Genomic DNA, 24,163 nt, shown 5'->3' with positions numbered 1-24,163 from the left:
TACCCATTTCCGAACCCTTCCCCATCCCCCGAACCGGTGACCAAATGTCGCCAAATCATTACGGGGCGCTACCCTCACTCGCGTGAAGCACTCCGTGAAGCACTCCACCACCCGACAGACGCGACGCGGCCGGGGCCCCGCCCGCCGGATCGGCCGCTCTCTCGCCTTCGTCCTGCCCGTCGTCCTGGTGCTCTCCGGGACCCTCGCGGTCACCCGGGTCAACTGGTCGGGGGATCCCTCGGACTCGGTGCTCGCCGCGTCGCAGGCCTCCAACGCCAAGGCCTCCTCGCAGGCCGCCGCCCGCGCCCCGCACGAGGTGCTGCGCGACCGGCTGCTGACCGAGCTGCAGGAGGAGGACCCGGGCGTGGCCCTCACCCACCTCCAGCAGGCCGTGGACGAGCGTCCCTCGCTGGCCGGCCACTGCGCGTCCATCGCCCGCGCCCTCGGCCGCGCCGCGGTGAAGGTGTACGGCCCGACGCGTGCCCAGTCGTACGCCCGTCCCGTCTGCGACACCGCTTTCGCCTCGGGTGTCCTGGCCGCGCACGGCTGAGCACCCTGCGGGGGCCGGCGGGGCGCCGCGTACAGTTCGGGCATGACCGATCCGAACGCCGCGTCCCGCCGCCCCGTTCAAGCCGTCGTCCTGGCCGGCGGACAGGGTTCCCGGCTGCGCCCGTACACCGACGACCGGCCGAAGCCGATGGTGGAGATCCCGGGCACGGGGACTCCGATCATCGGCCATCAGCTCGCCTGGCTCGCCGAGGAGGGCGTGACGGACGTCGTGATCTCCTGCGGTCATCTGGCCGAGGTGCTGCAGAAGTGGCTGGAGACCGCCGATCTGCCGCTCTCGGTGACCACCGTCGTCGAGACCGAGCCGTTGGGCCGCGGCGGCGGCCTGAAGTACGCGGCCGCGCATCTCCCGCACCCGGACCGGCCCTGGTACGCCACGAACGGCGACATCTGGACGCGTTTCTCGCTGCGCGACATGGCCGACTTCCACGCCGAGCGGGACGCGGTGGCGACCCTCGCCCTGGCCCGTCCGCGGCTGCCGTGGGGCGCCGTGCAGACGGACGGCTTCGGTCACATCACCGACTTCATCGAGGCCCCGCCGTCGACCTTCGAGATCAACGCGGGCGTGTACGTCTTCTCGCCCGCCTTCGCTGCGATGCTGCCGGAGCGCGGTGACCACGAGCGGACCACGTTCCCGCGGCTGGCCCGGGAGCACCGGCTGGCCGGTTTCCCGATCCCGCAGGGCTCCTACTGGCGGGCGATCGACACCGCGAAGGACCTGACGGAGGCGGCGCGCGAGCTGGCCGCCCTGGCGGGCCGCTGACCCGCCCCGTCCACTCCCCCGGCACGTCACGCCGAAGGGCCCCACACGTCGTCCGTGCGGGGCCCTTCGGCATCTGTACGGCGGGCCGCTGAGGGTCCGCCCGACGGGCCCTAGCCGAGGAGGCCGCCCACGAGGCGGCTGCCCGGCTGTCCCGTGGAGGAGGAGCCGCCGTCCCCGCTGCCGCTCCCGGTGCCGCCGGTCGAGCCGCTGCCGCCGCTCGTGGCACCGCCGGAGGACGGTCCCGATGACGTGCTGGGGGCCTGGTCGGCCGGGGAGGACTGCCGCTGCGGCGGTGCCTGGCCCGTGGTGCCCTGGGTCTGGCTGGGGGTGCCGGCGGTGGTGGCGCCGCCGGTGGCGCGGGTCGCTCCCGGGGTCGTCGCGGCGTCGGTGGAGGGTGAGGCCGTGCCGCTGGTGGCGCCCTGGGTGGGTGAGGCGGAGGCCTCGGGGGTCTTCGGCTTCCGCGTGCCGGGCTCCTGCGGGAGCGGGCTGCCCGGCAGTTCGTTGCGCGGTGCCTCGCCGGGCCCGGGGACGGTCACACGGCTGGAGTCCCGTACGGCGCCGCCGAGCAGCGACCCGACGAGGAGGGTGACGCCGACGACGAGGAAGGTGACGAGGGCGCCGCGGCGCAGCACGTAGCGGCGCAGGTCCCAGATGTCGGCGCGGGGGCCGAGGCGGCGCCAGGCGCTGCCGGAGAGCCGGCCGTCCACGGAGTAGACGGGGGCACCGGCGATGATCAGCGGGGACCAGGCGGCGAGGTAGATGATGTCGGGCGCGTCGTAGACGGGGACGCTCTTCCAGCTGACGGTGACGAGGAGCGCGGCGGACAGGCCGGCGCCGATGACGGCGGAGACGCGCTGCCAGCAGCCCAGGACGGTCAGGACGCCCACGATCACCTGGAGGAAGGCGATGACGAGTCCGGCGCCCACGGGGTGGGCGAGGGCGAACTGGCGCAGCGGCTCGGCGACGTCCCAGGGGTGCAGGGTGTTGAGCCACTTGACCATGGAGCCGCGTTCGCCGCCGTCGAAGTAGACGGGGTCGCAGAGTTTGCCCATGCCGGCGTAGATGGAGATGCAGCCGAGGAAGACGCGCAGCGGGAGCAGGACGACGCCGAGGTTCATGCGGCGGCCGGGGAAGTAGGCGTGCCGCGCGGGGTCTTCGGCGTGGCGCCTGGAGCGCGGTCCGGTGCCGTCGGTGGCGTCGTCGGTGGTGTCGTCGTAGTAGTCGTAGTCGTAGTAGTCGTGCGCGGGGTCGGTGGTGGTGTCGAAGTCCTCGCCGGTGTAGGCGGGTTCGTCGTACGCGCTGCCGACGGTCCGCATGGCGGGCAGCAGTCGGGCCCCTCGGGGGGCGGAGCCGCGCTGGGGGCCGACGAGGGGGGTTTCGAGGGTTTCGGGGCCGTCGTCGTACCCGCCGTATCCGTCGTTGTGGACGCGGGGGATGACCTGGGTGGCTCCGGCGTCGGCGGTCGGGTCCTCGGCGTGGCGGCCGGCTCCGGCGCGCACCGCCTGGAGCAGTCGGTGGGCGCCGGTGTCGTCGGGGTCGGAGCGTCCGCTCCAGATCACGGCGCGGCGCCGGGGCGCGGCCGGGGTGGCGGAGCCCGCGACGCCCGCGACGGGCATGCGGGCGGTGTCCTGGGCGGTGGCGCTCAAGTGCCGAGCGATCCGCGGGGACCGGACAGGCCGCGCGGAGGCGCCGAGCTGCACGCGGAAGCTCGCGTGATTGACGATGACCTGGGCCGGATCGCTCGGCACCTTCACCATGCTCAGCGCGGGAGCGTCGTCGATTCCCGACGAGCGGTCCCCCGTGGGAGTGCGGGGTGTTCTGGTGTCCACGCTCAACTAACCGAGTGATGGGTCGTTAGGACACTGCCTTGACCGCCCGGATCTGTCCGGACCGCGTCAAGCTCCCCCGGACCCCCCGGAATACCCCGTCCGGGGGACCGAGCCGAACACCTGCCCGCCTGCTCAGGCCCGCCGACGGGCCGCCTCGTACAGCACGACCCCCGCCGCGACACCGGCGTTGAGCGACTCGGCGCCACCGGGCATCGGGATCCGCACCCGGACGTCGCACGTTTCGCCGACCAGCCGCGACAGCCCCTTGCCCTCGCTGCCGACCACGATGACCACCGGGCCGTCCAGGGCCTCCAGCTCGCCGAGTTCGACCTCGCCGTCGGCGGCGAGGCCGACGACCGTGATGCCGGCCTTCTGGTAGGCCTCCAGGGCGCGCGTGAGGTTGGTGGCGCGGGCCACCGGCGTACGGGCGGCCGTACCGGCGGAGGTCTTCCAGGCACCCGCCGTCATGCCGGCCGCGCGCCGCTCGGGCACGACGACGCCGTGGCCGCCGAAGGCGGAGACGGAGCGGACGACGGCGCCGAGGTTGCGCGGGTCGGTGACGCCGTCGAGGGCGACGATCAGCGGGTCCGCGCCCTCGTCGTGGGCGGCGGCGACCAGGTCCTCGGGGTGTGCGTACTCGTACGGCGGGACCTGGAGGACGAGCCCCTGGTGATTGAGCCCGTTGGTCATCCGGTCCAGCTCGGGGCGCGGCGCCTCCATGAGGTTGATCCCGCCGCGCTCGGCGGCGAGCTGCAGCGCCTCGCGCACCCGCTCGTCGTTGTCGATGAACTGCTGGACGTAGAGGGTCGAGGCGGGCACGCCTTCGCGCAGTGCCTCGTAGACGGGGTTGCGGCCGACGACGAGTTCGGACGCCGAGCGTCCGCCGCCGCGCCGCTGCTGCGGACGGCCCGTGGCGCGGCGCGCCTTCGCGTTTGCGGCGCGCTGCTTGGCGTGCCCCTTGCGCATCTCGGCGGGGGGCGTCGGCCCCTTGCCTTCCAGGCCCCGGCGTCGCTTGCCGCCGCTGCCGACCTGCGCGCCCTTCTTGCCGGACATGCGGCGGTTGTTCGCGGCCATGAGTTACCTGTCTCCGCTCTCTACGGGAGTGTGCGTGGTGCTTGCGTGTGGATGGTGCGTCTCATGCAGTGTGCCGCCCGGAGGGCCGGGCGGCACAATCGATCTACGGGACAGGACGTCGACGCCCCGCCGGGTCAGCGGGAGCCGAGGCTCCAGCGGGGCCCCTGCGGGCTGTCCTCGATGACGAGCCCGGACTCCTTGAGCTGGTCGCGGATGGCGTCCGCGGTGGACCAGTCCTTCCGCGCCCGCGCCGCCTCGCGCTGGTCCAGGACCAGGCGTACGAGGCTGTCGACGACGTGCCGCAGGTCCTCGCCCTGCTCCTGCTCCCCCGCCCAGTGCGGGGCGAGCGGGTCCAGGCCGAGTACGCCGAGCATGGCGCGCACCTCGGCGAGCCGCCCGACGGCGGCCTCCTTGTCGTCGGCCGCGAGCGCGCTGTTGCCCTGCCGGACGGTGGTGTGCACGACGGCGAGCGCCTGCGGGACGCCCAGGTCGTCGTCCATCGCCTCGGCGAAGGCGGGCGGCACCTCGGCGGCGGGCTCGACGGTCCGGCCGGCCAGTTCGGTGACGCGCTGCACGAAGCCCTCGATCCGCGCGTACGCCGACTCGGCCTCGCGCAGGGACTCCTCGCTGTACTCGATGGTGGAGCGGTAGTGCGGGGTGCCGAGGTAGTACCGGAGCACGACCGGCCGCCACTTCTTCACCATCTCGCTCACGAGCACGCTGTTGCCGAGCGACTTCGACATCTTCTCGCCGCTCATGGTGACCCAGGCGTTGTGCACCCAGTACCGGGCGAAGGCGTCGCCGAACCCCTTGGCCTGCGCGATCTCGTTCTCGTGGTGCGGGAAGATCAGGTCGATCCCGCCCCCGTGGATGTCGAACTCGGTCCCCAGGTACTTGTGCGCCATCGCGGAGCACTCCAGGTGCCAGCCGGGACGCCCCCGCCCCCACGGCGTCTCCCAGCTCGGCTCCCCGGGCTTGGCCGCCTTCCACATGGCGAAGTCCCGCGGGTCCCGCTTGCCGGTCTCGCCCTCGCCGGAGGGCTGGCGCAGCTCGTCGAGGTCCTGGTTGGACAGCGAGAGGTACCCGGGCAGGGACCGTACGTCGAAGTAGACGTTGCCCTCGGCCTCGTAGGCGTGGCCGCGCTCGATGAGGCCGCGCATCATCTCGACCATCTCGGTGATGTGGCCGGTGGCGCGGGGCTCGTAGGTGGGCGGCAGGCAGCCGAGGGCGTCGTAGGCGTCGTTGAACGCCCGCTCGTTCTCGTACCCGATGGACCACCAGGGGCGGTTCTGGTCGGCCGCCTTCTTGATGATCTTGTCGTCGATGTCGGTGACGTTGCGGATGAACGTGACGTCGTAGCCGCGGTACGCGAACCAGCGGCGCATGATGTCGAAGTTCAGCCCCGACCGGATGTGCCCGATGTGCGGGGCGGCCTGCACGGTGGCACCGCACAGGTAGATCGAGACACACCCGGGCGTGAGGGGGGCGAAGTCACGGATCTGCCGGGCGCTGGTGTCGTACAGGCGAATAGTCACGAGTCCAGGGTAGTAGGCGCCGACCAGTGCAACGGGCGCACATGCCCGCTTTCCGGCCGAGCGAGTCGGGTGGCGGGTGGGCACAGGCCGGGGTCCGGGGGCGGAGCCCCGCACGGCACCGCACCGCCCCGCGCCCCGCACGTCTACCCGACCCGGACCACCAACGCCGTAGCCACCGCCATCAGCCCTTCCCCCCGCCCGGGAAAGCCCAGCCCGTCCGTCGTCGCCCCCGACACCGACACCGGCGCCCCTGCCGCCGCGGACAGCACCCGCTGCGCCTCGTCGCGCCGCTTGCCGATCTTCGGCCGTGGCCCGACCACCTGCACGGCGACGTTCCCGATCCGGAACCCGGCCTCCCGCACGATCCGCGCCGCCTCCGTCAGCAGCGTCACCCCCGACGCCCCGGACCACTGGGGCCGCCCGGTGCCGAAGTGCTGCCCCAGGTCACCGAGCCCGGCCGCCGAGAACAGCGCGTTGCACGCCGCGTGCGCGACGACGTCCGCGTCGGAGTGCCCGGCCAGCCCGGTCCCCTCGCCCTCCCACTTCAGACCGGCGCACCACAGCTCACGCCCGTCCTCGAAGGCATGGATGTCCGTACCGATCCCGACCTGCGGCAGCACCACAAGCCCGTCAGTCCCAGCAGTCCCGTCCGTCTCAGAACCCATCGTTCAGCCTCCTGCGGGCCAGCACGGCCTCGGCGAGCACCAGGTCGAGTGGCCGCGTCACCTTGAACGCCTCCTCGTGCCCGGGCACGACCACCACGGCCGAGCCGAGCTGCTCGACCATGCTCGCGTCGTCGGTGACGTCGCCGGTCACCGTCTCGTGGGCGCGCACCAGCGTCCCCCGGTCGAACCCCTGCGGCGTCTGCACGGCACGCAACCGCGCCCGTTCCGGCGTCGCCACCACCGGCTCCGGCTCTCCCGGTACGGCGGCGGGCTCGACCTGCTTGACGGTGTCGGCGAGCGGCAGCGCCGGCACGACGGCGGGCGCGCCGTCCCGTACGGCCTCGATCACGGCGTCCACCGTGTCCACCGGCACCAGGGGCCGGGCCGCGTCGTGCACGAGGACGATGTCGTACTCGGGCGGCAGGGCCTCCAGGCCGAGCCGTACGGACTCCTGCCGCGACTCGCCGCCCGGCACGACGAGGAAGTCCGTCCGCTCGGGCAGGGCGTGCGCGTCGAGCAGGCTCTTGACCTCGGCCGCGCCGTCGGGCGGGGCGACGACGACGACCAGGGAGAGCGCGCGGGAGGCGGCCATCGCGCGGACCGCGTGGATGAGCATGGGCGTGCCGCCCAGCGCACGGAGTGCTTTGGGGGCGCCCGGTCCGAGGCGCACACCCCGGCCGGCGGCCGGAATGACGGCCGCGGTCCGGGCGTTCGTACGGGCGTCGGGGGACGTCCTTGCGGGCGAGGGACGCGATTCGTCAGACATCGGTTCCTGTCAGGTTTGTGTGCTCGACCTAGTTGGGTATGGCCTCACCGTGCCGGGCGCGACGCCTTGACCGGACCCTTCCGTGACCCCGGTCGAGCCTGCTGCCCGGGCCCGGCACGCCAGTACCCGGGAAGACGGTGGCGTCCCGGGGCGGTGATCCGGGTACGAACATGCCGCAGCGCCCGGCGACAGCAAGGATGTCATCGGGCACCGCGGCATTTCAGTGCGCTGAACCGAGCGGGCAGCGGGCTGCGCCTCGTCTCAGGAGGCGAGCACCTCGTCGAGCAGGGCCTCCGCCTTGTCCTCGTTGGTGTTCTCCGCGAGGGCCAGCTCGCTCACCAGGATCTGGCGGGCCTTGGCGAGCATGCGCTTCTCACCGGCGGAGAGTCCGCGCTCGCGCTCCCGGCGCCACAGATCGCGCACGACTTCCGCGACCTTGATGACGTCGCCGGAGGCGAGCTTCTCCAGGTTTGCCTTGTAACGACGCGACCAGTTCGTGGGCTCCTCGGCATACGGCGCGCGCAGCACCTCGAAGACCCGGTCCAGCCCGTCCTGACCGACCACATCACGCACGCCGACGAACTCCGCATTGTCCGCTGGCACACGTACCGTCAGGTCGCCCTGGGCGACCTTCAGCACCAAGTAGGTCTTGTCCACGCCTTTGATCTGGCGAGTTTCGATAGCCTCGATCAGCGCGGCCCCGTGATGGGGATAGACCACGGTGTCGCCAACCTTGAACGTCATGTGACAGGTACCCCTTCCGTGGCTATCCAGGGTAACACGGATACGGCGTCTTCTGAATGGCGTTTTCGCAGGTCAGGGCATATCTCGGGGCTTGACAACAGCAACAGGAACGTGCTGCGCCGGGCGCACGGAAGAAGGTATTCGCAGGTCGGACCGGCTCTTCCGGCCGGGCGAAACACGCACGTCACACACATCCGGAGGCCCTCCCACCTGTCCGAAGTTCCCCGTATGTCCGGTTCCACGCGTGCGACTTCCGCTACTCCGTTCGGTGCCCGGGGCGGGCTTCCGGACGAATCCGAAATTGATCACGGAGCACCCCCGACCGACCCTTCGGTGATCAATTTCCTGGCCGTCCGCGCATTCCTTCACGGAAATTTCGTGTACTGATGGGCAGCCCGTATCGCGGTGCTTCTTCTTATCCGAATGACCGACGAGTGGGCGCGCCGCAAAGCGACCGGGGCCGGCACCGCGGAGGTCCCGGCCTACCCCCTGCCGGGCGAAGCCGGGCCACTTGGGGGAGGGTCGGGTGCGGCGGCCCGCGAACGGCTCGGTAGCCTGAAGCCGCTGACAGCCACTTAGGGCGGCTTTATCCGACGCCGCCACCCCGCTCGAGTCCAAGGAGTTGCCGCCGCCGTGAGCAGCAGCCTTCGACGCGGCGCCCTCGCCGCCGCCGCCATCGCGTTCTCGATCGCCTCGCTCGCCGCGTGCGGCGCCGGCCACAACGCCCAGACGCTGGAGATCAAGCCGGACAACGCGGCGACGACCGTCGGCGACATCAAGGTCCAGAACGCCGTCGTCATCACGCAGCCCGACCTGGAGTCGACCGGCCCGGCCGTCATCTCCGCCACCCTCTTCAACAACGGCCGGACCGACCAGAAGCTCGAGTCCATCACCGTGGCCGGCACCGGCAAGTCCGCCGAACTGAAGCCCGCGAAGGGCGAGAAGGGCGACCTGACTGTCCCGGCCGGCGGTTCCCTGATCCTCGGCGGCGAGGGCAACGCCTCCGCCGTCCTGCCCAGCAGCCGCGAGGCCGTCAAGGACGGCAACGCGCAGGAGATCACCTTCACCTTCAGCAAGACCGGCGACGTGAGCCTGCGCGCGTTCGTCGTCCCCGCCGAGGGCTACTTCTCCGAGTGGGGCCCGACCGACGTCCCGGCGGCGCCCGGCGCGTCGGCGAAGCCGTCGCAGGAGGCCTCCGGCGAGCCGTCCGACGGCGAGACCTCCGGGCACGCCGAGTCCGGCACGGACGAGAGCGGTACGCACGAGTCCGGCACGGACGAGAGCGGTACGCACGAGTCCGGCACGGACGAGACCGGTACCGAAACGGGCACGGGCACGGACGAGGCCAACGGCGAGGGCACCGGCGAGGCCGAGGCCGGCCACTGAGCCCCGATCCCCGTGGCGCCATGACGAAGGGCGGGACCTCCCGGGAGGTCCCGCCCTTCGTCGTACGTCCCGGGCGCCGGCGCGCCGGCCGCTCTACGGCTCGAACTTGTACCCGAGCCCCCGCACCGTCACCAGGTACCGCGGCGCGCCGGGGTCGGGCTCGATCTTGGCGCGCAGCCGCTTGACGTGCACGTCGAGGGTCTTGGTGTCACCGACGTAGTCGGCACCCCACACCCGGTCGATCAGCTGCATGCGGGTCAGCACGCGGCCGGCGTTGCGCAGCAGCATCTCCAGGAGGTCGAACTCCTTCAGCGGCAGATCGATCTTGGTGCCGCCGACGGTGACCACGTGCCGGTCGACGTCCATGCGGACCGGGCCGGCCTCCAGCGCGGCGGGGGCGTCCGGCTCCGGGCCGTCGCCGCGGCGGCGCAGTACAGCGCGGATGCGGGCGACCAGCTCGCGGGAGGAGAAGGGCTTGGTGACGTAGTCGTCGGCCCCTATCTCCAGCCCGACCACCTTGTCGATCTCACTGTCCTTGGCGGTCACCATGATCACGGGGACGTTCGAGCGGCCGCGCAGCTGGCGGCACACCTCGGTGCCCGGCAGGCCGGGCAGCATCAGGTCGAGGAGGACGAGGTCGGCGCCGTTGCGCTCGAACTCGTCGAGTCCGTCGGGCCCCGTGGTCGCGACGGCGACCTCGAAGCCCTCCTTGCGGAGCATGTACGACAGGGCGTCGGAGAAGGACTCCTCGTCCTCGACGACGAGCACACGGGTCACGGAAGGACCTCCGGGGCGGGAAGCGTTTCGTACGGGGATGTATGGGGGGATGAGGGGGACCGCTCGGTCTCGGCGCTGAGTCCGGCGCGGTCGGGCCGCTGCTGTGCGCGGTCGCGGGACGGGCCCGACTCCGGCAGTCGCAGGGTGAAGGTGGAGCCCTGGCCTTCGGCGCTCCACACCGTGACCTCCCCGCCGTGCGAGGCGACCACGTGCTTGACGATCGCGAGCCCCAGCCCGGTGCCTCCGGTGGCCCGGGAGCGGGCGGGGTCGACGCGGTAGAAGCGCTCGAAGACGCGCTCCTTGTCCTTCTCGGAGATGCCGATGCCCTGGTCGGTCACGGCGATCTCGATCAGGTCGCCGCCGGGCGCGCCCACGCGCCGGGCGGCTATGCCGACGCGGGTGCGGGCGGGCGAGTAGTTGACGGCGTTCTCGACGAGGTTGCCGAGCGCGGCGGCGAGCTGGCCGCGGTTGCCGCGTACGTGCAGATCCGCCGTTCCTCCGGCGGCCATGGTGATCTGCTTGGTGCCGGCCGCCTGCCGGCAGCGGTCGATGGCCTCGGCGACCAGTTCGTCCACCCGGACGGGCTCGGCGTCGTCGAGGGGGTCGTCGTTCTGGACCCGGGAGAGGTCGATGAGCTCCTGCACGAGGTTGGTGAGCCGGGTCGCCTCGATCTGCATGCGCCCGGCGAACCGCTCCACCGCCTCCGGATCGTCCGAGGCGTCCATGACGGCCTCGGAGAGCAGGGAGAGCGCACCGACCGGGGTCTTCAGCTCGTGGCTCACATTGGCGACGAAGTCGCGCCGTACGGCCTCGATGCGGCGGGCCTCGGTGAGGTCCTCCACGAGCAGCAGCACCAGCCGGGACCCGAGGGGCGCGACGCGCGCGGACACGGCGAGGGCCTCGCCGCGCCCGGTCCCCCGCCTCGGCAGATCCAGCTCGACCTGACGTATCTCCCCGTCCCGCCGGGTGTCCCGGGCCATCTGGAGCATGGGCTCCACGGCGAGCTTGCCGCCCCGGACCAGGCCGAGGGCGTACGCCGCCGAGCTGGCCTTGACCACCGCGTCGGCCTCGTCGAGGACGACGGCGGAGGAGCGGAGCACGGACAGGACGGTGTCGACGCCGGGCGGGAGCACCGGGTCGGTGTGCAGGGAGGTCCGGGTGGGCCGCTTCTGGTCGCGCTCGCTCCAGCGGAACGCCAGCATGGCGATGACGCCGGTGAGTACTCCGGCGATCGCTGCCGCTGCGGCGACCGCCGCGTTCACGTCCATGAGTCCAGGTTAGGCATGGCGAACGGTCCCGCCCCAGCCATCGGGGTGCGAGCTCGAACACTCGTCGCCCAGAGTTCACCTTGGAGCCAGTGATGGTTCATGTGCGGTGCCGGAAACGGACGCGTACAGGCCGGAACGTGTAAGCGTGGGGGCACGGCGAGGGGTGCGAGCCGGTGTGAGCCACCACGAGCCCCCCTCATTGGACGTACGAGAGGATTCCTGATGCGGGACGCGTACCACGAGGAACTGGATTCGATCGGCGACGGTCTGGTGGAGATGGCCCGGCTGGTCGGGTCGGCGATCGGGCGCGCCACGACCGCCATCCTCGACTCCGACCTCAAGCTGGCCGAGGCCGTGATCGAGGGCGACCAGAAGGTCGACGAGCTCCACCACGACCTGGAGGCCCGGGCGATAGCCCTGCTGGCCCGGCAGCAGCCGGTGGCGACGGACCTGCGCATCGTCGTCACCTCGCTGCGCATGTCGGCCGACCTGGAGCGTTCGGGTGACCTGGCCCAGCACGTGGCCAAGCTGGCCCGGCTGCGCTACCCGGAGCGTGCGGTGCCGCACGACCTGCACGCCACCATCCTGGAGATGGGCCAGCTCGCGCAGCGCCTGATGGCGAAGGCGGCCGAGGTGATCATCACCAAGGACGTCGACCTGGCGCTCCAGCTGGAGCAGGACGACGACGCGATGGACCTGCTGCACCGCACCCTCTTCCAGCACCTGATGGACGACCGCTGGAAGCACGGCATCGAGACGGCCGTCGACGTGACGCTGCTGGGCCGGTACTACGAGCGCTACGCCGACCACGCCGTCGCGGTCGCCAAGCGGGTGGTGTATCTGGTCACCGGCGAGCACGCGGACGAGCTCCAGGCCGACATCCAGCCGGTGACGGGGGTCGAGGGCGCCTGACGCGCGCGGGGGCGGGAGCGCGACGGAGCGGGACGGGGGCGCGCACTGTCGCCCCAGTGCGCCGTTGATGCGACTGCCGTTCGGGGCGTGCAATGGGCCCAGGCACCAGCCCTCAGGAGGAACCCATGGCCGATTCCCCCAGCACGACACCCGACCCCGCACAGGAACGCCGGACCGAACAGCCCACCGACATCCGCAGCCTGCCCCTGATCGCCGCGTGCGGCTGCGGTGCGGGCTGCGGCTGCGGGTGCCAGTCGGGCAACCCCTGCCAGTGCGGCTGACGCCGTAGCGGCAGGCAGCAGGACCGGCAGCGCGACAGTAGAGCGACAGGCAGGGTACGGCGGTCGGGTTCGCCCCGGCCGCCGTATGGGCGCACCCTGGAAGGGAGACCCTGAAGGGGGTGCGAGGCCATGGCTCACTACATGGACGTGCACCGCGGAATGCACGGCATCACGTCGGACCAGCTCCACCAGGCCCACCAGGCGGACCTGGCCGTGGAGAAGGACGAGGACGTCCACTTCGAGCACGCGTGGGCGGACCCGGCCTCCGGCACGGTCTACTGCCTCTCCGAGGCCCCGTCGGCCGACGCGGTCCAGCGCGTCCACGAACGCGCGGGCCACAAGGCGGACGAGATCCACGAGGTACCGCTGTCGATCTGAGTCTCCCCACGGCGACCTGAGTACGGGTACTCAGGCCGGGGAACCCGTCTCCGTCCGACCCTGGAGACAGGAAGACGACGGTAGGACGACGGGACGACACCCCGGGGAGACCGAGAACCGATGAAGACCAGCCCGATACGCACCCTCACCCGCCTGACCTTCGCCAACCGCGCCTCGGCGGTCTACCTCGCCCTGGTCGGCGGCGCGATGGCCGTCGCCGCGGCGGAGCCGTTGTTCACGAGCAACCCGGACGCGTCGCTCATCTGGGTCTGGCCGGCCCTGTTCACCTTCCCGGCCTTCGGCTTCGTGGCGTGGCTCGGCGAGGCCGGGTGGGGCGGCGACGCCCCGGCCTGGTTCTTCGTCGGCGGCATCGTGCTCTCGGCCCTCGTCCAGTCCCTGGCCCTGGGTGCGGCCTGGCGGGCCCTGCGGGGGCACCGCCGGGGGCGGCTGACCACGGCCGGCTGAGTCCGGGGAAACGACAAGGCACCCCGCCGTCGAGGCATGCTCACGCGCCGGGAGCGCGGAAGGTGACCTGCCGGCGCGCGGCCTCGTCGATCTCGTCGATCGTGAGGAGCGGGGTGGCCCGGGTGTGGAGGGCGCCGCTGGCCTTGACGGTGAGACTGACGGCGGCCATGGAGATCGGATCGGGAAAGTCGACGACGAGCACGACGTCGTGCTCCCCGAAGGCGAAGTACATGGCCTCCACCTCCCCGCCGAGACCGGTCACGACCTGCTCGACCGCGGCGCGACGTCCGCTCGCGCCTTCTTTGAGCAGCCCCTTCGTGCCCTGGTGCGTGTAGGCGGCCTGGATGAGGTACTTCGGCACGGTCATGCCTCCTGCACATCGCTTGCCCGGTGTGATGTGCAAGGGCATTCCCTCTGCCGCGTCGGCGGCTACTCACGGACGGACCGGATTCACTCATAGGGACCCGCGCTCGCGGCGGACGCCGTCGACCTCGCGCCAGAAGGTCTCGACCCGTGCGTTGAACATGTCCGGGGACTCCTGGAACGGCTGGTGGGCCTCCCCCGCCATGACCTCGAAGCGTGCGCCGGGAACTGCGTCGGCCACCACCTGCCCGAGGCGCGGCGGCGTGGCGATGTCCTGTTCCCCGGCCAGGACGAGGGTCGGTGCGGTGATGCCGGGCAGCCGGTCGAGCGTGTCGTGCCGCGTGAACGGCTCCAGTTGGCGCTGGAAGGCCTCGGCGGACTGAGGGTACGGGAAGGCGAGCGTTTCGCCGATGATCCGCTGCACCGTGCCGTCGGCATGGGCTCGTCGCGTGTAGATCCAGAGGAAGAACGCCTCGAGCATGGCGCGCTCGTCGGGCGCGTTCGTCACCAGCCAGTGCCAGAAGCGGGTCATGGCGGTGAAGTAGGCGTCTGCCCGTGCCCAGGTACTCATGAGAACGAGGCTGCGGACGGCCTCCGGGTGACGGAGTGCCAACTCCTGCGCGATCGCGCTGCCGCCCGAAAAGCCGGCGATGTGCGCCTCCTCGACCCGGAGCAGCCGCAGTAGTTCCGCGGCGTCGTCGGCCATCATGGCCAAGGACATGGGCCCGTCGGGCAGCGGCGTCCGCCCCGCCCCCCGGTTGTCGAAGGCGATGACCCGGTACCGGTCGGACAGCCCGTCGAGTTGCGCCTGCCACGCCTCGGCGGCGTCGCTCAGCCCCGCGATCAGCAGGACGTCGGGCCCTTGGCCACGGCTCTCGGTCCAGATCGTGGTTCCGTTGGCTTCGACGTACTCACCCATGAACACACCTCGGTGACCGGGGCGCGGACGGCAAGGCCCGGTGGTCATCGCCGCTGGGCCGGCCTGATGTTCTGGTTGGCGTGGAAGATGTTGTCCGGGTCGTACGTCCGTTTGACCTGTGCGAGCCGGTCGTAGTGGTCCCGATAGGTGGCCCGGACCCGTTCCTGGCCTTCGCCCGCACCCATGAAGTTCACGTACGAGCCGCCCATGGAGTACGGGTGCAGCTCCTCCCAGAAGTCGACGCACCATTGCCTGATGACCTCGGCGTTGGCCGGGTCGGGGTCGATGCCGGCCAGGACGCCGGACCAGACGGCGTCGCGGTAGCTCCACGCGGTGTCGTCCCGGCCCACCCGGTGGGCGGCCGCGTCGACCGGGTAGAGGTGCATCAGCGAGAGCTGGGTGGGGATGTTCTGGCCGTACTTGAGGTGCACGTCCATGGCGGCATCCGGGATGCGGTCGAAGAAGTCGCCGCGCCAGTACCACTGGTACCCGGTGGGGATCACGTCGTCGAGCATGCCCTGCAACGCGGGGTAGGGCATCGGTGCCGTGAAGTGGAAGGCCGGCGGTCCGGGCTCCCGCACTGCCGTGAGTGTCTCTTCGAAGCGGCTCGGATCACCGGTGTAACACCACACGATGCCGCACATCTTCCGCCCGTGGAGTTCTTCGGGGAACGGCGGGCCGGGCGGAATGACGAAGAGCGAGAAGAAGCCGTACACGTCATCAGGTGCTTGCGGGAGGAAGTCGCGGTACCACGCCAGCACCTCGCGGGTGCGATCGACCGGCCATACGGTGATCGCGCCACCGACGGTGTCCACCGGGTGGAGCCGGTAGGTGAAGGAGGTCACGATGCCGAAGTTGCCGCCGCCACCGCGCAGCGCCCAGAACAGGTCCGGATGGTCGGTCTCGTTGGCGCTGACGAAACTGCCGTCGGCCAGCACGACGTCGGCGGCCAGCAGGTTGTCCACGGTCAGGCCGTACTTGCGGGTGAGGTAGCCGTGGCCGCCGCCGAGGGTCAGGCCCCCGACCCCGGTCATCGAAATGATGCCGGTGGGTGTGGCGAGCCCGAAGGCGTGGGTGGCGTGGTCGAGGTCGCTGAGCCGGCTTCCCCCGCCGACCTGGGCGGTCTTGGCGACGGGGTCGACACGTACCCAGCGCATCGGCGAGAGGTCGATGGTGACGCCACCGTCCACCAGACAGAGGCCGGGGCCGCTGTGTCCACCGCCCCGGACGGCGAGTTCCAGGCCGTCGTCCCGGATGAAAGTGAGGGCGGACATGACATCCGCGGCATCCCTGCACCGCACGATGGCGGCGGGACGCTTGTCGATCATCGCGTTGTAGATCTTGCGGGCCTGGGAGTATTCGGCGTCCTGCGGGCCTATGACCGGCCCGCGCAGCGCGGTCTGCATCGCTTCCAGGGTTGCATTCTGCATGGCAGTCTCCTTGGAGGAGGCGAGGCGCCTCATCCCCACCGGCCTCTGCCCCTCCGGTCGCAGCGTCGGCCGCCGATGCGCAATCGGCCGCCGCAAGGCTGACGTGACCAGCCTCCCGCCGATTGCCGAGCCGTGCAATTCGTGCCCCGGCCGGAAGAACGTCCAGGCAGAGGATGCCCCTCACTCGCGCCGAACGCGCAGGTGAGGTCTCCGGGCACCGACCGATCGGACCGGACAGCAGCGATCGGGCGGCGCAGGGGTGCCCTCTGCCACGGTTGAAGCCGAAAGGAGGTCTCGTGATCTCGGCACTGAACAAGCTCGTCGACCTGGTCGAGGACCACCTCGGCGAGGAGCTCGACGTCACCGCACTGGCCGGAACGCTCGGCACGACCGAGTACCACCTGCGCCGGATGTTCTCGTCGCTGGCGGGCATGCCGCTGTCGGAGTACGTCCGCCGGCGCCGCATGACCGTCGCCGCCGCCGACGTCGTACGGGGCGAGGACGATCTGCTGAGCATCGCCGTCCGGTACGGGTACGGCTCCACGGAGGCGTTCGGACGCGCGTTCCGGACGGTCCACGGCGCCGCCCCGCGCGACGTACGCCGCGACGGAGGCCCCCTTCGGACACAGCCGCAGCTCAGGTTCCGCCTGACCGTCGAAGGGAACACCCCCATGGACACCCGCTTCGCCGACCGCCCCGCCTTCCGCCTGGTCGGCCACGCGACCCGCGTACCCCTCATCCACGAGGGCGTCAACCCGCACATCCAGCAGCACATCGCCGCGCTGCCACAGGAGGAGCACGCCCGTCTGAAGTCCCTCGGCGACACCGACCCGGCGGGCCTGCTCCAGGTCAGCGACGACCTGGTCCCCGACAACTCGGAGGGCAGCGAACTGACCTACCTGCACGGCGTGGCCGTCTCCGGTGACACCTCGGTCCCCGACGACCTCGACGCCATCGAGGTGCCGGCCGGCACGTGGGCGGTCTTCCGCAGCGCGGGCCCCTACCCGGAAACCCTCCAGACGACCTGGGCGGCCACCGCGACCGAGTGGTTCCCCTCCAACCCCTGGCGCCTGCGCCCGGGCCCGTCGATCGTCGCCGTCCTGGACCGCGCGGACGACTTCTCCACCGCGACCTGCGAACTGTGGCTCCCGGTAGAGCCCGCCTGAATCCCGCGAGGGGGCGGGACGACCGGATTCGAACCGGCGTCCTCGCGGTTCTGGAGACCGCTCGCGTCGACCACTGCGCTACGTCCCGCCCTTGGCCGCGATCGTAACGGCTGAGGGCGGGACGGTCGCGCGAGAAACCGCGCGTGGCCCGCACCAACTAGGACACACTCTGACCTCGATCCCTCATAGCGTCTTCCTACACCGACGGAGCAGGAACACCGGAAGGCGGAGACCATGACCTCCAACGAGCAGACCACCCGCGATGCGGCCACCGCGACGACCGCCACCGGTGAGCGCGCCGACCTGCTGGAGGTGCTGGCCAAGCACCGGCACTTCCTGCGCTTCACCACCCGTGACCTCACCGACGAGCAGGCCGGGCTGCGGACCACTGCCGGCGAGCTGTGCCTCGGCGGCCTGATCAAGCACGTGACGTCGGTCGAGCGGGGCTGGGTCGACTTCATCCTGGAGGGCCCTTCGGCGATGGGCGACTTCACGGCCATGACCGAGGCCGACTGGGCCCGACGGGCGGACGAGTTCCGGATGCTGCCCGGCGAGACGCTGACCGGCGTACTGGCCGACTACGCCGAGGTGGCCCGCCGCACCGACGACCTGGTCGCGACCCTGCCCGACCTCGACGCCGCGTGGCCGCTCCCGAAGGCCCCGTGGTTCGAGGCCGACGCCCAGTGGTCGGCCCGCCGGGTGCTGATGCACATCGTCGCCGAGACCGCCCAGCACGCCGGCCACGCCGACATCGTCCGGGAGTCCCTGGACGGCGCGAAGAGCATGGGCTGACGCCCCGCCAGACGCCCCTCACCTGACTATGCGGCCGGCCGCCCCGCCTGCTCGGCCTCGGCCTCGGCCTCGGCGCGCAGCTTGCCGGCCCGCTCGGCCGGGTCGTAGTCCGGTCCGACGCCCTCGATCAGCAGCACATCGCCCTCGATGTGCTCGGTACGCAGCGGCAGGATGTCCCGGTAGGCGGGCGAGTCGTACCAGGCACGGGCCTCTGCCGGCCCGGGGAACTCGATCAGCACCATGCTGCCGGGCCACGTGCCCTCCACCACCTCGGCCGGCGGACCGTGGATGAGGAAGCGGCCCGCGAAGGGGTCGAGGGTGGCCTGGATGCGCTCCAGGTACTCGATGATGTCGGCGTGATGGCGCCGGCTGCGGAGATGGGCGAAGCCGTAGGCGGACACGGTCGGGCTCCTTCGTTCCGTTCACCCCAGGGGCGGGGCGACGACAGGAAACGTAGCCAGGAGCGACGGAAGAGGGCGATTACCTCCTGAGTAATCGTCAAAAACGCCCCGCCCCGCGCTGTTCACGCAGGACGGGGCACGATCACGTCTTCTACTTCTTCTTGCCCTGGTTCTTCACGGCCTCGATCGCCGCCGCAGCCGCGTCCGGGTCCAGGTACGTGCCGCCCGGGTTCAGCGGCTTGAACTCGGCGTCGAGCTCGTAGGACAGCGGAATGCCGGTCGGGATGTTCAGGCCCGCGATGTCGGCGTCGGAGATGCCGTCGAGGTGCTTGACGAGGGCGCGGAGCGAGTTGCCGTGGGCGGCGACCAGGACCGTGCGGCCGGTCAGGAGGTCGGGGACGATGCTGTCGAACCAGTACGGCAGCATGCGGCCGACGACGTCCTTGAGGCACTCCGTCTGCGGGCGCAGCTCCGGCGGGAGCATCGCGTAGCGGGCGTCGGAGAACTGGGAGTACTCGGCGTCGCGGTCCAGCGGCGGCGGCGGGGTGTCGTAGGAGCGGCGCCACAGCATGAACTGCTCCTCGCCGAACTCGGCGAGGGTCTGGGCCTTGTCCTTGCCCTGGAGGGCGCCGTAGTGGCGCTCGTTCAGGCGCCAGTGGCGGTGGACGGGGATCCAGTGGCGGTCGGCGGCCTCCAGCGCGAGCTGGGCCGTGCGGATCGCGCGCTTCTGGACGGACGTGTGGACCACGTCGGGCAGCAGGCCGGCGTCCTTGAGCAGCTCGCCACCGCGCGTCGCCTCCTTCTCGCCCTTGGGGGTGAGGTTGACGTCCACCCAGCCGGTGAACAGGTTCTTCTCGTTCCACTCGCTCTCGCCGTGGCGGAGGAGGATCAGCTTGTACGGTGCGTCGGCCATGGGTCCGAGCGTAATCGAACCCGTTGTCCCACCGCGCGGGGCGCCCGGTGGGCGGACGGTTGACGAGAAGTGTTAATTGAGTGGCTTCCGGATCGCCCCGTTCGTAAGTTGTGATCACCGCTCCAGCCGCTTACATCTGCTCTACGGGGGTCCCATGTCAGTCGCCGGACTGAGACGTGCCGCGCGCGAGACCGTCTCCGGGCTCCCCCGCGAGTTCTGGTGGCTGTGGACCAGCACGCTGGTCAACCGGCTCGGTGCCTTCGTCGCCACGTTCATGGCGCTGTACCTGACCATCGACCGCGGCTACTCCGCCGCGTACGCCGGTCTGGTCGCCGCCCTGCACGGGCTCGGCGGGGTCGTGTCCTCGCTGGGGGCCGGGGTGATGACCGACCGGCTCGGGCGGCGGCCGACGCTGCTGGTGGCGCAGGCCTCCACCGCGCTGTCCGTCGCGCTGCTCGGCTTCATGCGGGACCCGGTCGCCATCGCGGCCGTCGCCTTCCTGGTCGGCATGGCGAGCAACGCCTCCCGGCCCGCCGTGCAGGCGATGATGGCGGACATCGTGCGCCCCGAGGACCGTATCCGGGCCTTCTCGCTCAACTACTGGGCGATCAACCTCGGCTTCGCGATCTCCTCCATGGCGGCCGGTTTCATCGCCGAGGTCAGCTATCTCGCCGGGTTCCTGATCGAGGCCGGCATGACCATGGCCTGCGCCGTCCTCGTCTTCGTGAAGCTGCCCGAGTCGCGGCCGGAACAGGAGAAGGGCCCCGCCGACGTCTCCGACAAGGACACGGCCGTCTCCCTGGGGACCGTGCTGCGCGACGGGCGGTACATGAGTGTCGTCGGACTGTCCTTCCTCATCGCCCTGATCTTCCAGCAGGCCTACGTCGGGCTGCCGGTGGCCATGGGCGAGGCCGGGTTCACGCCCGCCGACTTCGGCATGGCGATCGCCGTCAACGGTGTGCTGATCGTCGTGCTCCAGATTCCCGTCACCCGGTTCATCGAGCACCGCGACCCGCGGCTGCTGCTCGTCGGCTCGGCGCTGCTGGCCGGGTACGGCTTCGGGCTCACCGCGTTCGCCGGGTCGGTCGGCGTGTTCGCGCTCACCGTGTGCGTGTGGACGCTGGCCGAGATCGTCAACGCGCCGACCCAGACCGGGCTCGTGGTCCGGCTCTCCCCGGTGCACGGGCGCGGGCGCTACCAGGGCATGTACACGATGTCCTGGGCGGTCGCCTCCCTCGTCGCCCCGCTGATGTCCGGCTTCGTCATCGACCGCTGGGGCGCCGAGTGGCTGTGGGGCGTGTGCGCCGTCGTCGGTACGGTGGCGGCGGCCGGGTACTGGGGGCTCATGCGCGGGCTGCCCGAGGACACCACGGAGGTGGCCTCCGACGGTGCCGCAGCGCCCGCTCCCGCGACGGCCGAGGCCACCAGCGCCTGACGGCCGCCGTCGGACGCCGGTACGCGCTCACGGATGCATCCGGGCCCCCTTGAGCACCTTGTCCACGGCGTTCTTCGGGCCGTACACCGCGAGGCCCACCAGGTCCAGTTCGGCCGTGGAGACGGCCCGTACCGCCGCCCGGTTGTCGCGGTCGTTGCCGGTGGTGAAGAGGTCGGACGTGAACACCGCGCGGGGCAGGGCCCGCGACAGCACGCGCGCGTGGGCGGTGGTCAGCGTCTCCTTCGTGCCCTCGAAGACCAGCACCGGCTGGCGGAACATCGGCAGGTAGGCGACGTCGTCGGCGTCCGCGTACGGCTCCCCGATCACCTCGGGGAACTGCGTGCTCAGGCCGCTGACCAGGAAGGCCGTGACATTGAGGCGCTGCCACGTCTCCAGGTCCTCGCGCAGCAGAACGGCGATCTTGGTGTCGAAGCGGACAGGGGCGGCGGCTGCGGAATCTGCGTCGTGCGTGCTCATACGGTGAGACTGCCGGTCGGCGCACAGCCGGGTCTTGTACGTTTTTTGCATGGCCGACCAGCGGAACGACCGGCGAGGCGACCAGCGGAGCGTCTCCGCCTGGCGGCCCCGCGTTCCGGGTGTCGTGGAGGTCTTCCACGCCCACTACACCGAGTACGCCTACCCGATGCACGTCCATGACGCGTGGACGCTGCTCATCGTCGACGACGGGGCCGTACGGTACGACCTGGACCGGCACGAGCACGGCACCCCGCACGACACGGTGTCCCTGCTGCCGCCGCACGTGCCGCACAACGGCTCCCCCGCCACCCCGGGCGGTTTCCGCAAGCGCGTCCTGTACCTGGACGCCTCCCGGCTGGGCGAGGAGCTGATCGGGCCGGCCGTCGACGCTCCCGACCTGCGCGACCCGGTGCTGCGGCGGCGGGTCGGGCAGGTGCATGCCGCGCTCGCCCGGCCCGGTGACGAACTGGAGGCGGAGAGCCGGCTGACGCTGATCGGCGAGCGCCTCCACGACCATCTGCGGCCCCGCCGCGACGCGGAGGGCGCGCGTCGGGACCCGGTGCTGGCACGCCGGTTGCGGGAGCTTCTCGACGAGCGGGTCGTCGAGGGGATCGGCCTGGAGGAGGCGGCCGGGCTCGTGCCCGCCCATCCGGCCCACCTGGTACGGGCGTTCAGCGGCGCCTACGGCATCGCCCCGCACCAGTACCTGATGTCGCGCCGCGTCGACCGGGCCCGGCGGCTGCTGCTGGCGGGGTGCGCCCCGGCCGAGGTGGCCACCGCGACCGGGTTCTACGACCAGGCCCATCTGACCCGGCACTTCAAGCGGTTGGTGGGGGTCACCCCGGGGCGCTACCGCGGCAGCACCGCAGGGCGCTGACGGGGCGGACGGGTCGGACGGGTCGGCTCAGTCCTGACCGCGCTCGATCAGGTGCTGGAACGCCTCCAGGTTCCGTGTCGGCTCCCCCCGCGCGGTCCGCCACTCGTACTCCTTGCGGATGGCGGACGCGAAGCCCAGCTCCAGCAGGGTGTTGAAGGCGCCGTCGGCGGCCTCCAGGACCTGGCCGAGGAGGCGGTCGATCGCGTCGGCGGTGACGGCGGCCAGGGGGAGTCTCGCGGTGACGTAGACGTCGCCGAGGCGGTCGACGGCGTAACTCACGCCGTACAGCTTGAGGTTGCGCTCCAGCAGCCAGCGGTGGACGGCCGGTTCGTTCTCGTCGGGGTGGCGGATGACGAAGGCGTTGAGGGAGAGGGAGTGCCGGCCGAGGATGAGCGAGACCGTCGTGGACAGCTTGCGGGTGCCCGGGAGCTTCACCACGTAGGTGCCGGGTTCGGGGCTCTCCCACTCCAGGTCGGCGTCCCTGAGGGCGCCTTCGAGGACCTGTGCCGCCTTCTGTGCTGCCTCAGCCATGGTGGGAGCGTACGCGACGGCGGTGGGTCTGGATCGCGGCCGTGTAGGCGTCGGCCGTCGCGGCGGCGGCGCTGTCCCAGCCGAAGGACTGGGCGTGCCGGGCGGCGGCGGCGCCCATGCGGATCGTCAGCTCCGGGTGGTCGGCGAAATCGCGCAGCACGCGCGCGTACGCGGCGGGATCGTGGCCCTCGACGAGGCGGCCGGTGTGCCCGTCGCGCACGGCGACCGGGAGTCCGCCGACCGCGGCGGCGAGTACGGGCGTACCGGCGGCCTGGGCCTCGATGGCGACCAGTCCGAAGGACTCGCTGTAGGACGGCATGACCAGCACGGACGCGGCCCGGAACCAGTCGGCGAGCTGTTCCTGCCCGACGGGCGGGTGGAACCGTACGACGTCGGCGATGCCGAGCCGTGCGGCAAGTTTCTGCAGGCCCTCCGGTTTGGCGAGGCCGCTGCCGCTGGGGCCGCCGACGACGGGGACGACGATGCGGGAGCGCAGCTCGGGGCGTTCGTCGAGCAGGACGGCGATCGCGCGGAGGAGTATGTCGGGGGCCTTGAGGGGCTGTATGCGGCCGGCGAAGAGCGGGATCAGCGCGTCCTGGGGCAGGCCGAGGCGGGCGCGGGCGGCGGCGCGGGCGGCCCTGAACCCACCGGGCTCGGGCCCGGAGCCCTTGGGGAAGGGGCGGAACCGTTCGAGGTTCACGCCCGGGTGGACGACGGCGACCTTGGCCGGGTCGGCGGCGTAGTGCCGGACCAGCTCGTCGGCCTCCTCGGCGGTGTTGGCGATCAGCCGGTCGGAGGCGGCGACGATCTGGGTCTCGCCGATGACGCGGGCGGCCGGTTCGGGCGTGTCGCCCTCGGCCAGGTTGGCGTTCTTGACCTTGGCCATGGTGTGCATGGCGTGCACCAGGGGGGCGCCCCAGCGCTGGGCGGCGAGCCAGCCGACGTGGCCGGAGAGCCAGTAGTGGGAGTGGACCAGGTCGTAGTAGCCGGGGCGGTGGCCTGCCCAGGCCTGCATGACGCCGTGGGTGAAGGCGCACAGCTGGGCCGGCAGCTCCTCCTTGGCCAGGCCCTCGTACGGTCCGGCGTCGACGTGGCGGACGAGGACGCCGGGGGCGAGCTGGACGGACGGCGGAAGCCCTCCGGCCGTCGCGCGCGTGAAGATCTCGACCTCGATGTTGATCGCGGCGAGGCGCTGTGCGAGTTCGACGATGTAGACGTTCATGCCGCCGGCGTCGCCGGTGCCGGGCTGGTGGAGCGGTGAGGTGTGCACGGAGAGCATGGCGACGCGGCGGGGCCTGCGCAGCAGCCTCAGCCGTGAGGGGGCCGCCGGTGAGCGACGCCCGAGCCTGCCGACGTACTGGCTCACGAGCCGTTCCTCCTCGCTGCGGACATGCCGGTCGGAGGACAGGTGCCGCCCTCCAAGGGAGGGAACACCGGATCGTGGTGCTC

The 24,163-nt window shown here is 71.6% G+C and carries 27 protein-coding genes and 1 tRNA gene; 11 read left to right on the top strand and 17 right to left on the bottom strand.

Annotated features, from left to right (window positions below; all coding sequences use genetic code 11):
* The first annotated feature begins 94 nt into the window (after positions 1-94).
* The gene (locus ACIGO6_RS16350) at positions 95-550 is read left to right on the top strand and encodes a hypothetical protein (RefSeq protein ID WP_399876998.1); all 456 of its coding nucleotides are present in this window, start codon (positions 95-97) and stop codon (positions 548-550) included.
* A gap of 42 nt (positions 551-592) precedes the next feature.
* Positions 593-1,330 carry an NDP-sugar synthase gene (locus ACIGO6_RS16345; protein WP_399876147.1) on the top strand — a complete coding sequence of 246 codons (738 nt, stop codon included), beginning with the start codon at positions 593-595 and terminating at the stop codon, positions 1,328-1,330.
* Between the two features lie 110 nt (positions 1,331-1,440).
* Here ACIGO6_RS16345 and ACIGO6_RS16340 read toward each other — a convergent pair whose 3' ends face one another.
* From ACIGO6_RS16340 to ACIGO6_RS16315, 6 genes are all read right to left on the bottom strand, one after another.
* Complete coding sequence (locus ACIGO6_RS16340; protein WP_399876145.1) at positions 1,441-3,159, bottom strand: DoxX family protein; 1,719 nt, start codon at positions 3,157-3,159, stop codon at positions 1,441-1,443.
* Between the two features lie 132 nt (positions 3,160-3,291).
* Positions 3,292-4,233: a 23S rRNA (guanosine(2251)-2'-O)-methyltransferase RlmB gene (gene rlmB, locus ACIGO6_RS16335; RefSeq protein ID WP_399876142.1), complete on the bottom strand. Its 942-nt coding sequence runs from the start codon at positions 4,231-4,233 to the stop codon at positions 3,292-3,294.
* A 134-nt stretch (positions 4,234-4,367) separates the two neighbouring features.
* Entirely contained in the window at positions 4,368-5,768 is a 1,401-nt protein-coding gene (gene cysS, locus ACIGO6_RS16330) for a cysteine--tRNA ligase (protein ID WP_399876140.1), read from the bottom strand.
* Between the two features lie 143 nt (positions 5,769-5,911).
* On the bottom strand, positions 5,912-6,433 hold the full coding sequence (gene ispF / locus ACIGO6_RS16325; protein ID WP_399876137.1) for a 2-C-methyl-D-erythritol 2,4-cyclodiphosphate synthase: 522 nt from the start codon (positions 6,431-6,433) through the stop codon (positions 5,912-5,914).
* Positions 6,423-7,199 carry a 2-C-methyl-D-erythritol 4-phosphate cytidylyltransferase gene (gene ispD, locus ACIGO6_RS16320; protein WP_399876135.1) on the bottom strand — a complete coding sequence of 259 codons (777 nt, stop codon included), beginning with the start codon at positions 7,197-7,199 and terminating at the stop codon, positions 6,423-6,425. The genes ispF and ispD overlap by 11 nt, the downstream gene beginning before the upstream one ends.
* Positions 7,200-7,460: 261 nt before the next feature.
* Positions 7,461-7,943: a CarD family transcriptional regulator gene (locus tag ACIGO6_RS16315; RefSeq protein ID WP_003953493.1), complete on the bottom strand. Its 483-nt coding sequence runs from the start codon at positions 7,941-7,943 to the stop codon at positions 7,461-7,463.
* A 633-nt stretch (positions 7,944-8,576) separates the two neighbouring features.
* On the opposite strand from ACIGO6_RS16315, the gene ACIGO6_RS16310 reads away from it, so the two are divergent.
* Complete coding sequence (locus ACIGO6_RS16310) at positions 8,577-9,329, top strand: DUF461 domain-containing protein (RefSeq protein WP_399876132.1); 753 nt, start codon at positions 8,577-8,579, stop codon at positions 9,327-9,329.
* A 93-nt stretch (positions 9,330-9,422) separates the two neighbouring features.
* On the opposite strand, the gene ACIGO6_RS16305 is transcribed toward ACIGO6_RS16310, so the two are convergent.
* Together ACIGO6_RS16305 and ACIGO6_RS16300 are read right to left on the bottom strand one after the other, a co-directional pair.
* Positions 9,423-10,106: a response regulator gene (locus tag ACIGO6_RS16305; RefSeq protein WP_399876129.1), complete on the bottom strand. Its 684-nt coding sequence runs from the start codon at positions 10,104-10,106 to the stop codon at positions 9,423-9,425.
* A complete protein-coding gene (locus ACIGO6_RS16300) occupies positions 10,103-11,374 on the bottom strand; it encodes a sensor histidine kinase (protein ID WP_399876127.1) in 1,272 nt (423 codons plus the stop codon). Before ACIGO6_RS16300 ends, ACIGO6_RS16305 begins: the two co-directional genes overlap by 4 nt.
* Before the next feature lie 222 nt (positions 11,375-11,596).
* Between ACIGO6_RS16300 and phoU the strand changes: the two genes are divergently transcribed.
* From phoU to ACIGO6_RS16280, 4 genes are all read left to right on the top strand, one after another.
* Positions 11,597-12,286, top strand: a complete 690-nt coding sequence (gene phoU / locus ACIGO6_RS16295) for a phosphate signaling complex protein PhoU (protein WP_399876124.1) — start codon at positions 11,597-11,599, stop codon at positions 12,284-12,286.
* Positions 12,287-12,411: 125 nt separating this feature from the next.
* Positions 12,412-12,567: a hypothetical protein gene (locus tag ACIGO6_RS16290; protein WP_399876122.1), complete on the top strand. Its 156-nt coding sequence runs from the start codon at positions 12,412-12,414 to the stop codon at positions 12,565-12,567.
* Between the two features lie 129 nt (positions 12,568-12,696).
* Positions 12,697-12,945 (top strand): SCO4226 family nickel-binding protein, encoded by a 249-nt coding sequence (locus ACIGO6_RS16285; protein ID WP_399876119.1) that lies wholly within the window; start codon positions 12,697-12,699, stop codon positions 12,943-12,945.
* 120 nt (positions 12,946-13,065) lie between these two features.
* Entirely contained in the window at positions 13,066-13,410 is a 345-nt protein-coding gene (locus tag ACIGO6_RS16280; protein ID WP_399876116.1) for an SCO4225 family membrane protein, read from the top strand.
* A 40-nt stretch (positions 13,411-13,450) separates the two neighbouring features.
* On the opposite strand, the gene ACIGO6_RS16275 is transcribed toward ACIGO6_RS16280, so the two are convergent.
* From ACIGO6_RS16275 to ACIGO6_RS16265, 3 genes are all read right to left on the bottom strand, one after another.
* On the bottom strand, positions 13,451-13,777 hold the full coding sequence (locus ACIGO6_RS16275) for a GYD domain-containing protein (protein WP_399876113.1): 327 nt from the start codon (positions 13,775-13,777) through the stop codon (positions 13,451-13,453).
* A gap of 87 nt (positions 13,778-13,864) precedes the next feature.
* On the bottom strand, positions 13,865-14,692 hold the full coding sequence (locus ACIGO6_RS16270) for an alpha/beta fold hydrolase (protein ID WP_399876111.1): 828 nt from the start codon (positions 14,690-14,692) through the stop codon (positions 13,865-13,867).
* A gap of 44 nt (positions 14,693-14,736) precedes the next feature.
* Complete coding sequence (locus ACIGO6_RS16265) at positions 14,737-16,122, bottom strand: FAD-binding oxidoreductase (protein ID WP_399876109.1); 1,386 nt, start codon at positions 16,120-16,122, stop codon at positions 14,737-14,739.
* A 296-nt stretch (positions 16,123-16,418) separates the two neighbouring features.
* Between ACIGO6_RS16265 and ACIGO6_RS16260 the strand changes: the two genes are divergently transcribed.
* Positions 16,419-17,288 carry a GyrI-like domain-containing protein gene (locus ACIGO6_RS16260; protein ID WP_399876106.1) on the top strand — a complete coding sequence of 290 codons (870 nt, stop codon included), beginning with the start codon at positions 16,419-16,421 and terminating at the stop codon, positions 17,286-17,288.
* A gap of 13 nt (positions 17,289-17,301) precedes the next feature.
* Here the strand turns inward: ACIGO6_RS16260 and ACIGO6_RS16255 are convergent.
* Positions 17,302-17,376: transfer RNA gene (locus tag ACIGO6_RS16255), tRNA-Trp, on the bottom strand.
* A 146-nt stretch (positions 17,377-17,522) separates the two neighbouring features.
* Here ACIGO6_RS16255 and ACIGO6_RS16250 point away from each other — a divergent pair.
* On the top strand, positions 17,523-18,080 hold the full coding sequence (locus ACIGO6_RS16250) for a DinB family protein (RefSeq protein ID WP_399876103.1): 558 nt from the start codon (positions 17,523-17,525) through the stop codon (positions 18,078-18,080).
* A 26-nt stretch (positions 18,081-18,106) separates the two neighbouring features.
* Here the strand turns inward: ACIGO6_RS16250 and ACIGO6_RS16245 are convergent, their stop codons facing one another.
* Positions 18,107-18,481: a DUF1330 domain-containing protein gene (locus ACIGO6_RS16245; protein ID WP_399876101.1), complete on the bottom strand. Its 375-nt coding sequence runs from the start codon at positions 18,479-18,481 to the stop codon at positions 18,107-18,109.
* A 151-nt stretch (positions 18,482-18,632) separates the two neighbouring features.
* Positions 18,633-19,394, bottom strand: a complete 762-nt coding sequence (locus tag ACIGO6_RS16240; RefSeq protein ID WP_043381926.1) for a phosphoglyceromutase — start codon at positions 19,392-19,394, stop codon at positions 18,633-18,635.
* 154 nt (positions 19,395-19,548) lie between these two features.
* Between ACIGO6_RS16240 and ACIGO6_RS16235 the strand changes: the two genes are divergently transcribed.
* The gene (locus ACIGO6_RS16235) at positions 19,549-20,829 is read left to right on the top strand and encodes an MDR family MFS transporter (RefSeq protein WP_399876098.1); all 1,281 of its coding nucleotides are present in this window, start codon (positions 19,549-19,551) and stop codon (positions 20,827-20,829) included.
* A gap of 27 nt (positions 20,830-20,856) precedes the next feature.
* On the opposite strand, the gene ACIGO6_RS16230 is transcribed toward ACIGO6_RS16235, so the two are convergent.
* On the bottom strand, positions 20,857-21,306 hold the full coding sequence (locus ACIGO6_RS16230; RefSeq protein ID WP_399876095.1) for a DUF2000 family protein: 450 nt from the start codon (positions 21,304-21,306) through the stop codon (positions 20,857-20,859).
* Between the two features lie 49 nt (positions 21,307-21,355).
* Here ACIGO6_RS16230 and ACIGO6_RS16225 point away from each other — a divergent pair, with 49 nt between their 5' ends.
* Entirely contained in the window at positions 21,356-22,183 is an 828-nt protein-coding gene (locus ACIGO6_RS16225; protein WP_399876092.1) for an AraC family transcriptional regulator, read from the top strand.
* A gap of 27 nt (positions 22,184-22,210) precedes the next feature.
* On the opposite strand, the gene ACIGO6_RS16220 is transcribed toward ACIGO6_RS16225, so the two are convergent.
* Positions 22,211-22,714 carry a YbjN domain-containing protein gene (locus ACIGO6_RS16220; protein WP_399876090.1) on the bottom strand — a complete coding sequence of 168 codons (504 nt, stop codon included), beginning with the start codon at positions 22,712-22,714 and terminating at the stop codon, positions 22,211-22,213.
* Positions 22,707-24,080, bottom strand: a complete 1,374-nt coding sequence (mshA, locus tag ACIGO6_RS16215) for a D-inositol-3-phosphate glycosyltransferase (protein ID WP_399876087.1) — start codon at positions 24,078-24,080, stop codon at positions 22,707-22,709. Before mshA ends, ACIGO6_RS16220 begins: the two co-directional genes overlap by 8 nt.
* Positions 24,081-24,163: the final 83 nt, after the last annotated feature.

It is taken from the genome of Streptomyces sp. NPDC053750 (assembly GCF_044544295.1).
Taxonomy (GTDB): Bacteria; Actinomycetota; Actinomycetes; order Streptomycetales; family Streptomycetaceae; genus Streptomyces.
This window is presented reverse-complemented; position numbering and strand designations above follow the sequence as displayed.

Bases quoted from the DNA above. Each gene is read 5' to 3' on its own strand.
- ACIGO6_RS16290 (WP_399876122.1), top strand. From the start codon at position 12,412: ATGGCCGATTCCCCCAGCACGACACCCGACCCCGCACAGGAACGCCGG.
- ACIGO6_RS16280 (WP_399876116.1), top strand. From the start codon at position 13,066: ATGAAGACCAGCCCGATACGCACCCTCACCCGCCTGACCTTCGCCAAC.
- ACIGO6_RS16250 (WP_399876103.1), top strand. From the start codon at position 17,523: ATGACCTCCAACGAGCAGACCACCCGCGATGCGGCCACCGCGACGACC.
- ispF (WP_399876137.1), bottom strand. From the start codon at position 6,433: ATGGGTTCTGAGACGGACGGGACTGCTGGGACTGACGGGCTTGTGGTG.
- ACIGO6_RS16270 (WP_399876111.1), bottom strand. From the start codon at position 14,692: ATGGGTGAGTACGTCGAAGCCAACGGAACCACGATCTGGACCGAGAGC.
- ACIGO6_RS16265 (WP_399876109.1), bottom strand. From the start codon at position 16,122: ATGCAGAATGCAACCCTGGAAGCGATGCAGACCGCGCTGCGCGGGCCG.
- rlmB (WP_399876142.1), bottom strand. From the start codon at position 4,233: ATGGCCGCGAACAACCGCCGCATGTCCGGCAAGAAGGGCGCGCAGGTC.
- ACIGO6_RS16220 (WP_399876090.1), bottom strand. From the start codon at position 22,714: ATGGCTGAGGCAGCACAGAAGGCGGCACAGGTCCTCGAAGGCGCCCTC.
- ispD (WP_399876135.1), bottom strand. From the start codon at position 7,199: ATGTCTGACGAATCGCGTCCCTCGCCCGCAAGGACGTCCCCCGACGCC.
- phoU (WP_399876124.1), top strand. From the start codon at position 11,597: ATGCGGGACGCGTACCACGAGGAACTGGATTCGATCGGCGACGGTCTG.
- ACIGO6_RS16225 (WP_399876092.1), top strand. From the start codon at position 21,356: ATGGCCGACCAGCGGAACGACCGGCGAGGCGACCAGCGGAGCGTCTCC.
- ACIGO6_RS16345 (WP_399876147.1), top strand. From the start codon at position 593: ATGACCGATCCGAACGCCGCGTCCCGCCGCCCCGTTCAAGCCGTCGTC.
- ACIGO6_RS16315 (WP_003953493.1), bottom strand. From the start codon at position 7,943: ATGACGTTCAAGGTTGGCGACACCGTGGTCTATCCCCATCACGGGGCC.
- ACIGO6_RS16300 (WP_399876127.1), bottom strand. From the start codon at position 11,374: ATGGACGTGAACGCGGCGGTCGCCGCAGCGGCAGCGATCGCCGGAGTA.
- ACIGO6_RS16240 (WP_043381926.1), bottom strand. From the start codon at position 19,394: ATGGCCGACGCACCGTACAAGCTGATCCTCCTCCGCCACGGCGAGAGC.
- ACIGO6_RS16230 (WP_399876095.1), bottom strand. From the start codon at position 21,306: ATGAGCACGCACGACGCAGATTCCGCAGCCGCCGCCCCTGTCCGCTTC.
- ACIGO6_RS16285 (WP_399876119.1), top strand. From the start codon at position 12,697: ATGGCTCACTACATGGACGTGCACCGCGGAATGCACGGCATCACGTCG.
- ACIGO6_RS16235 (WP_399876098.1), top strand. From the start codon at position 19,549: ATGTCAGTCGCCGGACTGAGACGTGCCGCGCGCGAGACCGTCTCCGGG.
- ACIGO6_RS16275 (WP_399876113.1), bottom strand. From the start codon at position 13,777: ATGACCGTGCCGAAGTACCTCATCCAGGCCGCCTACACGCACCAGGGC.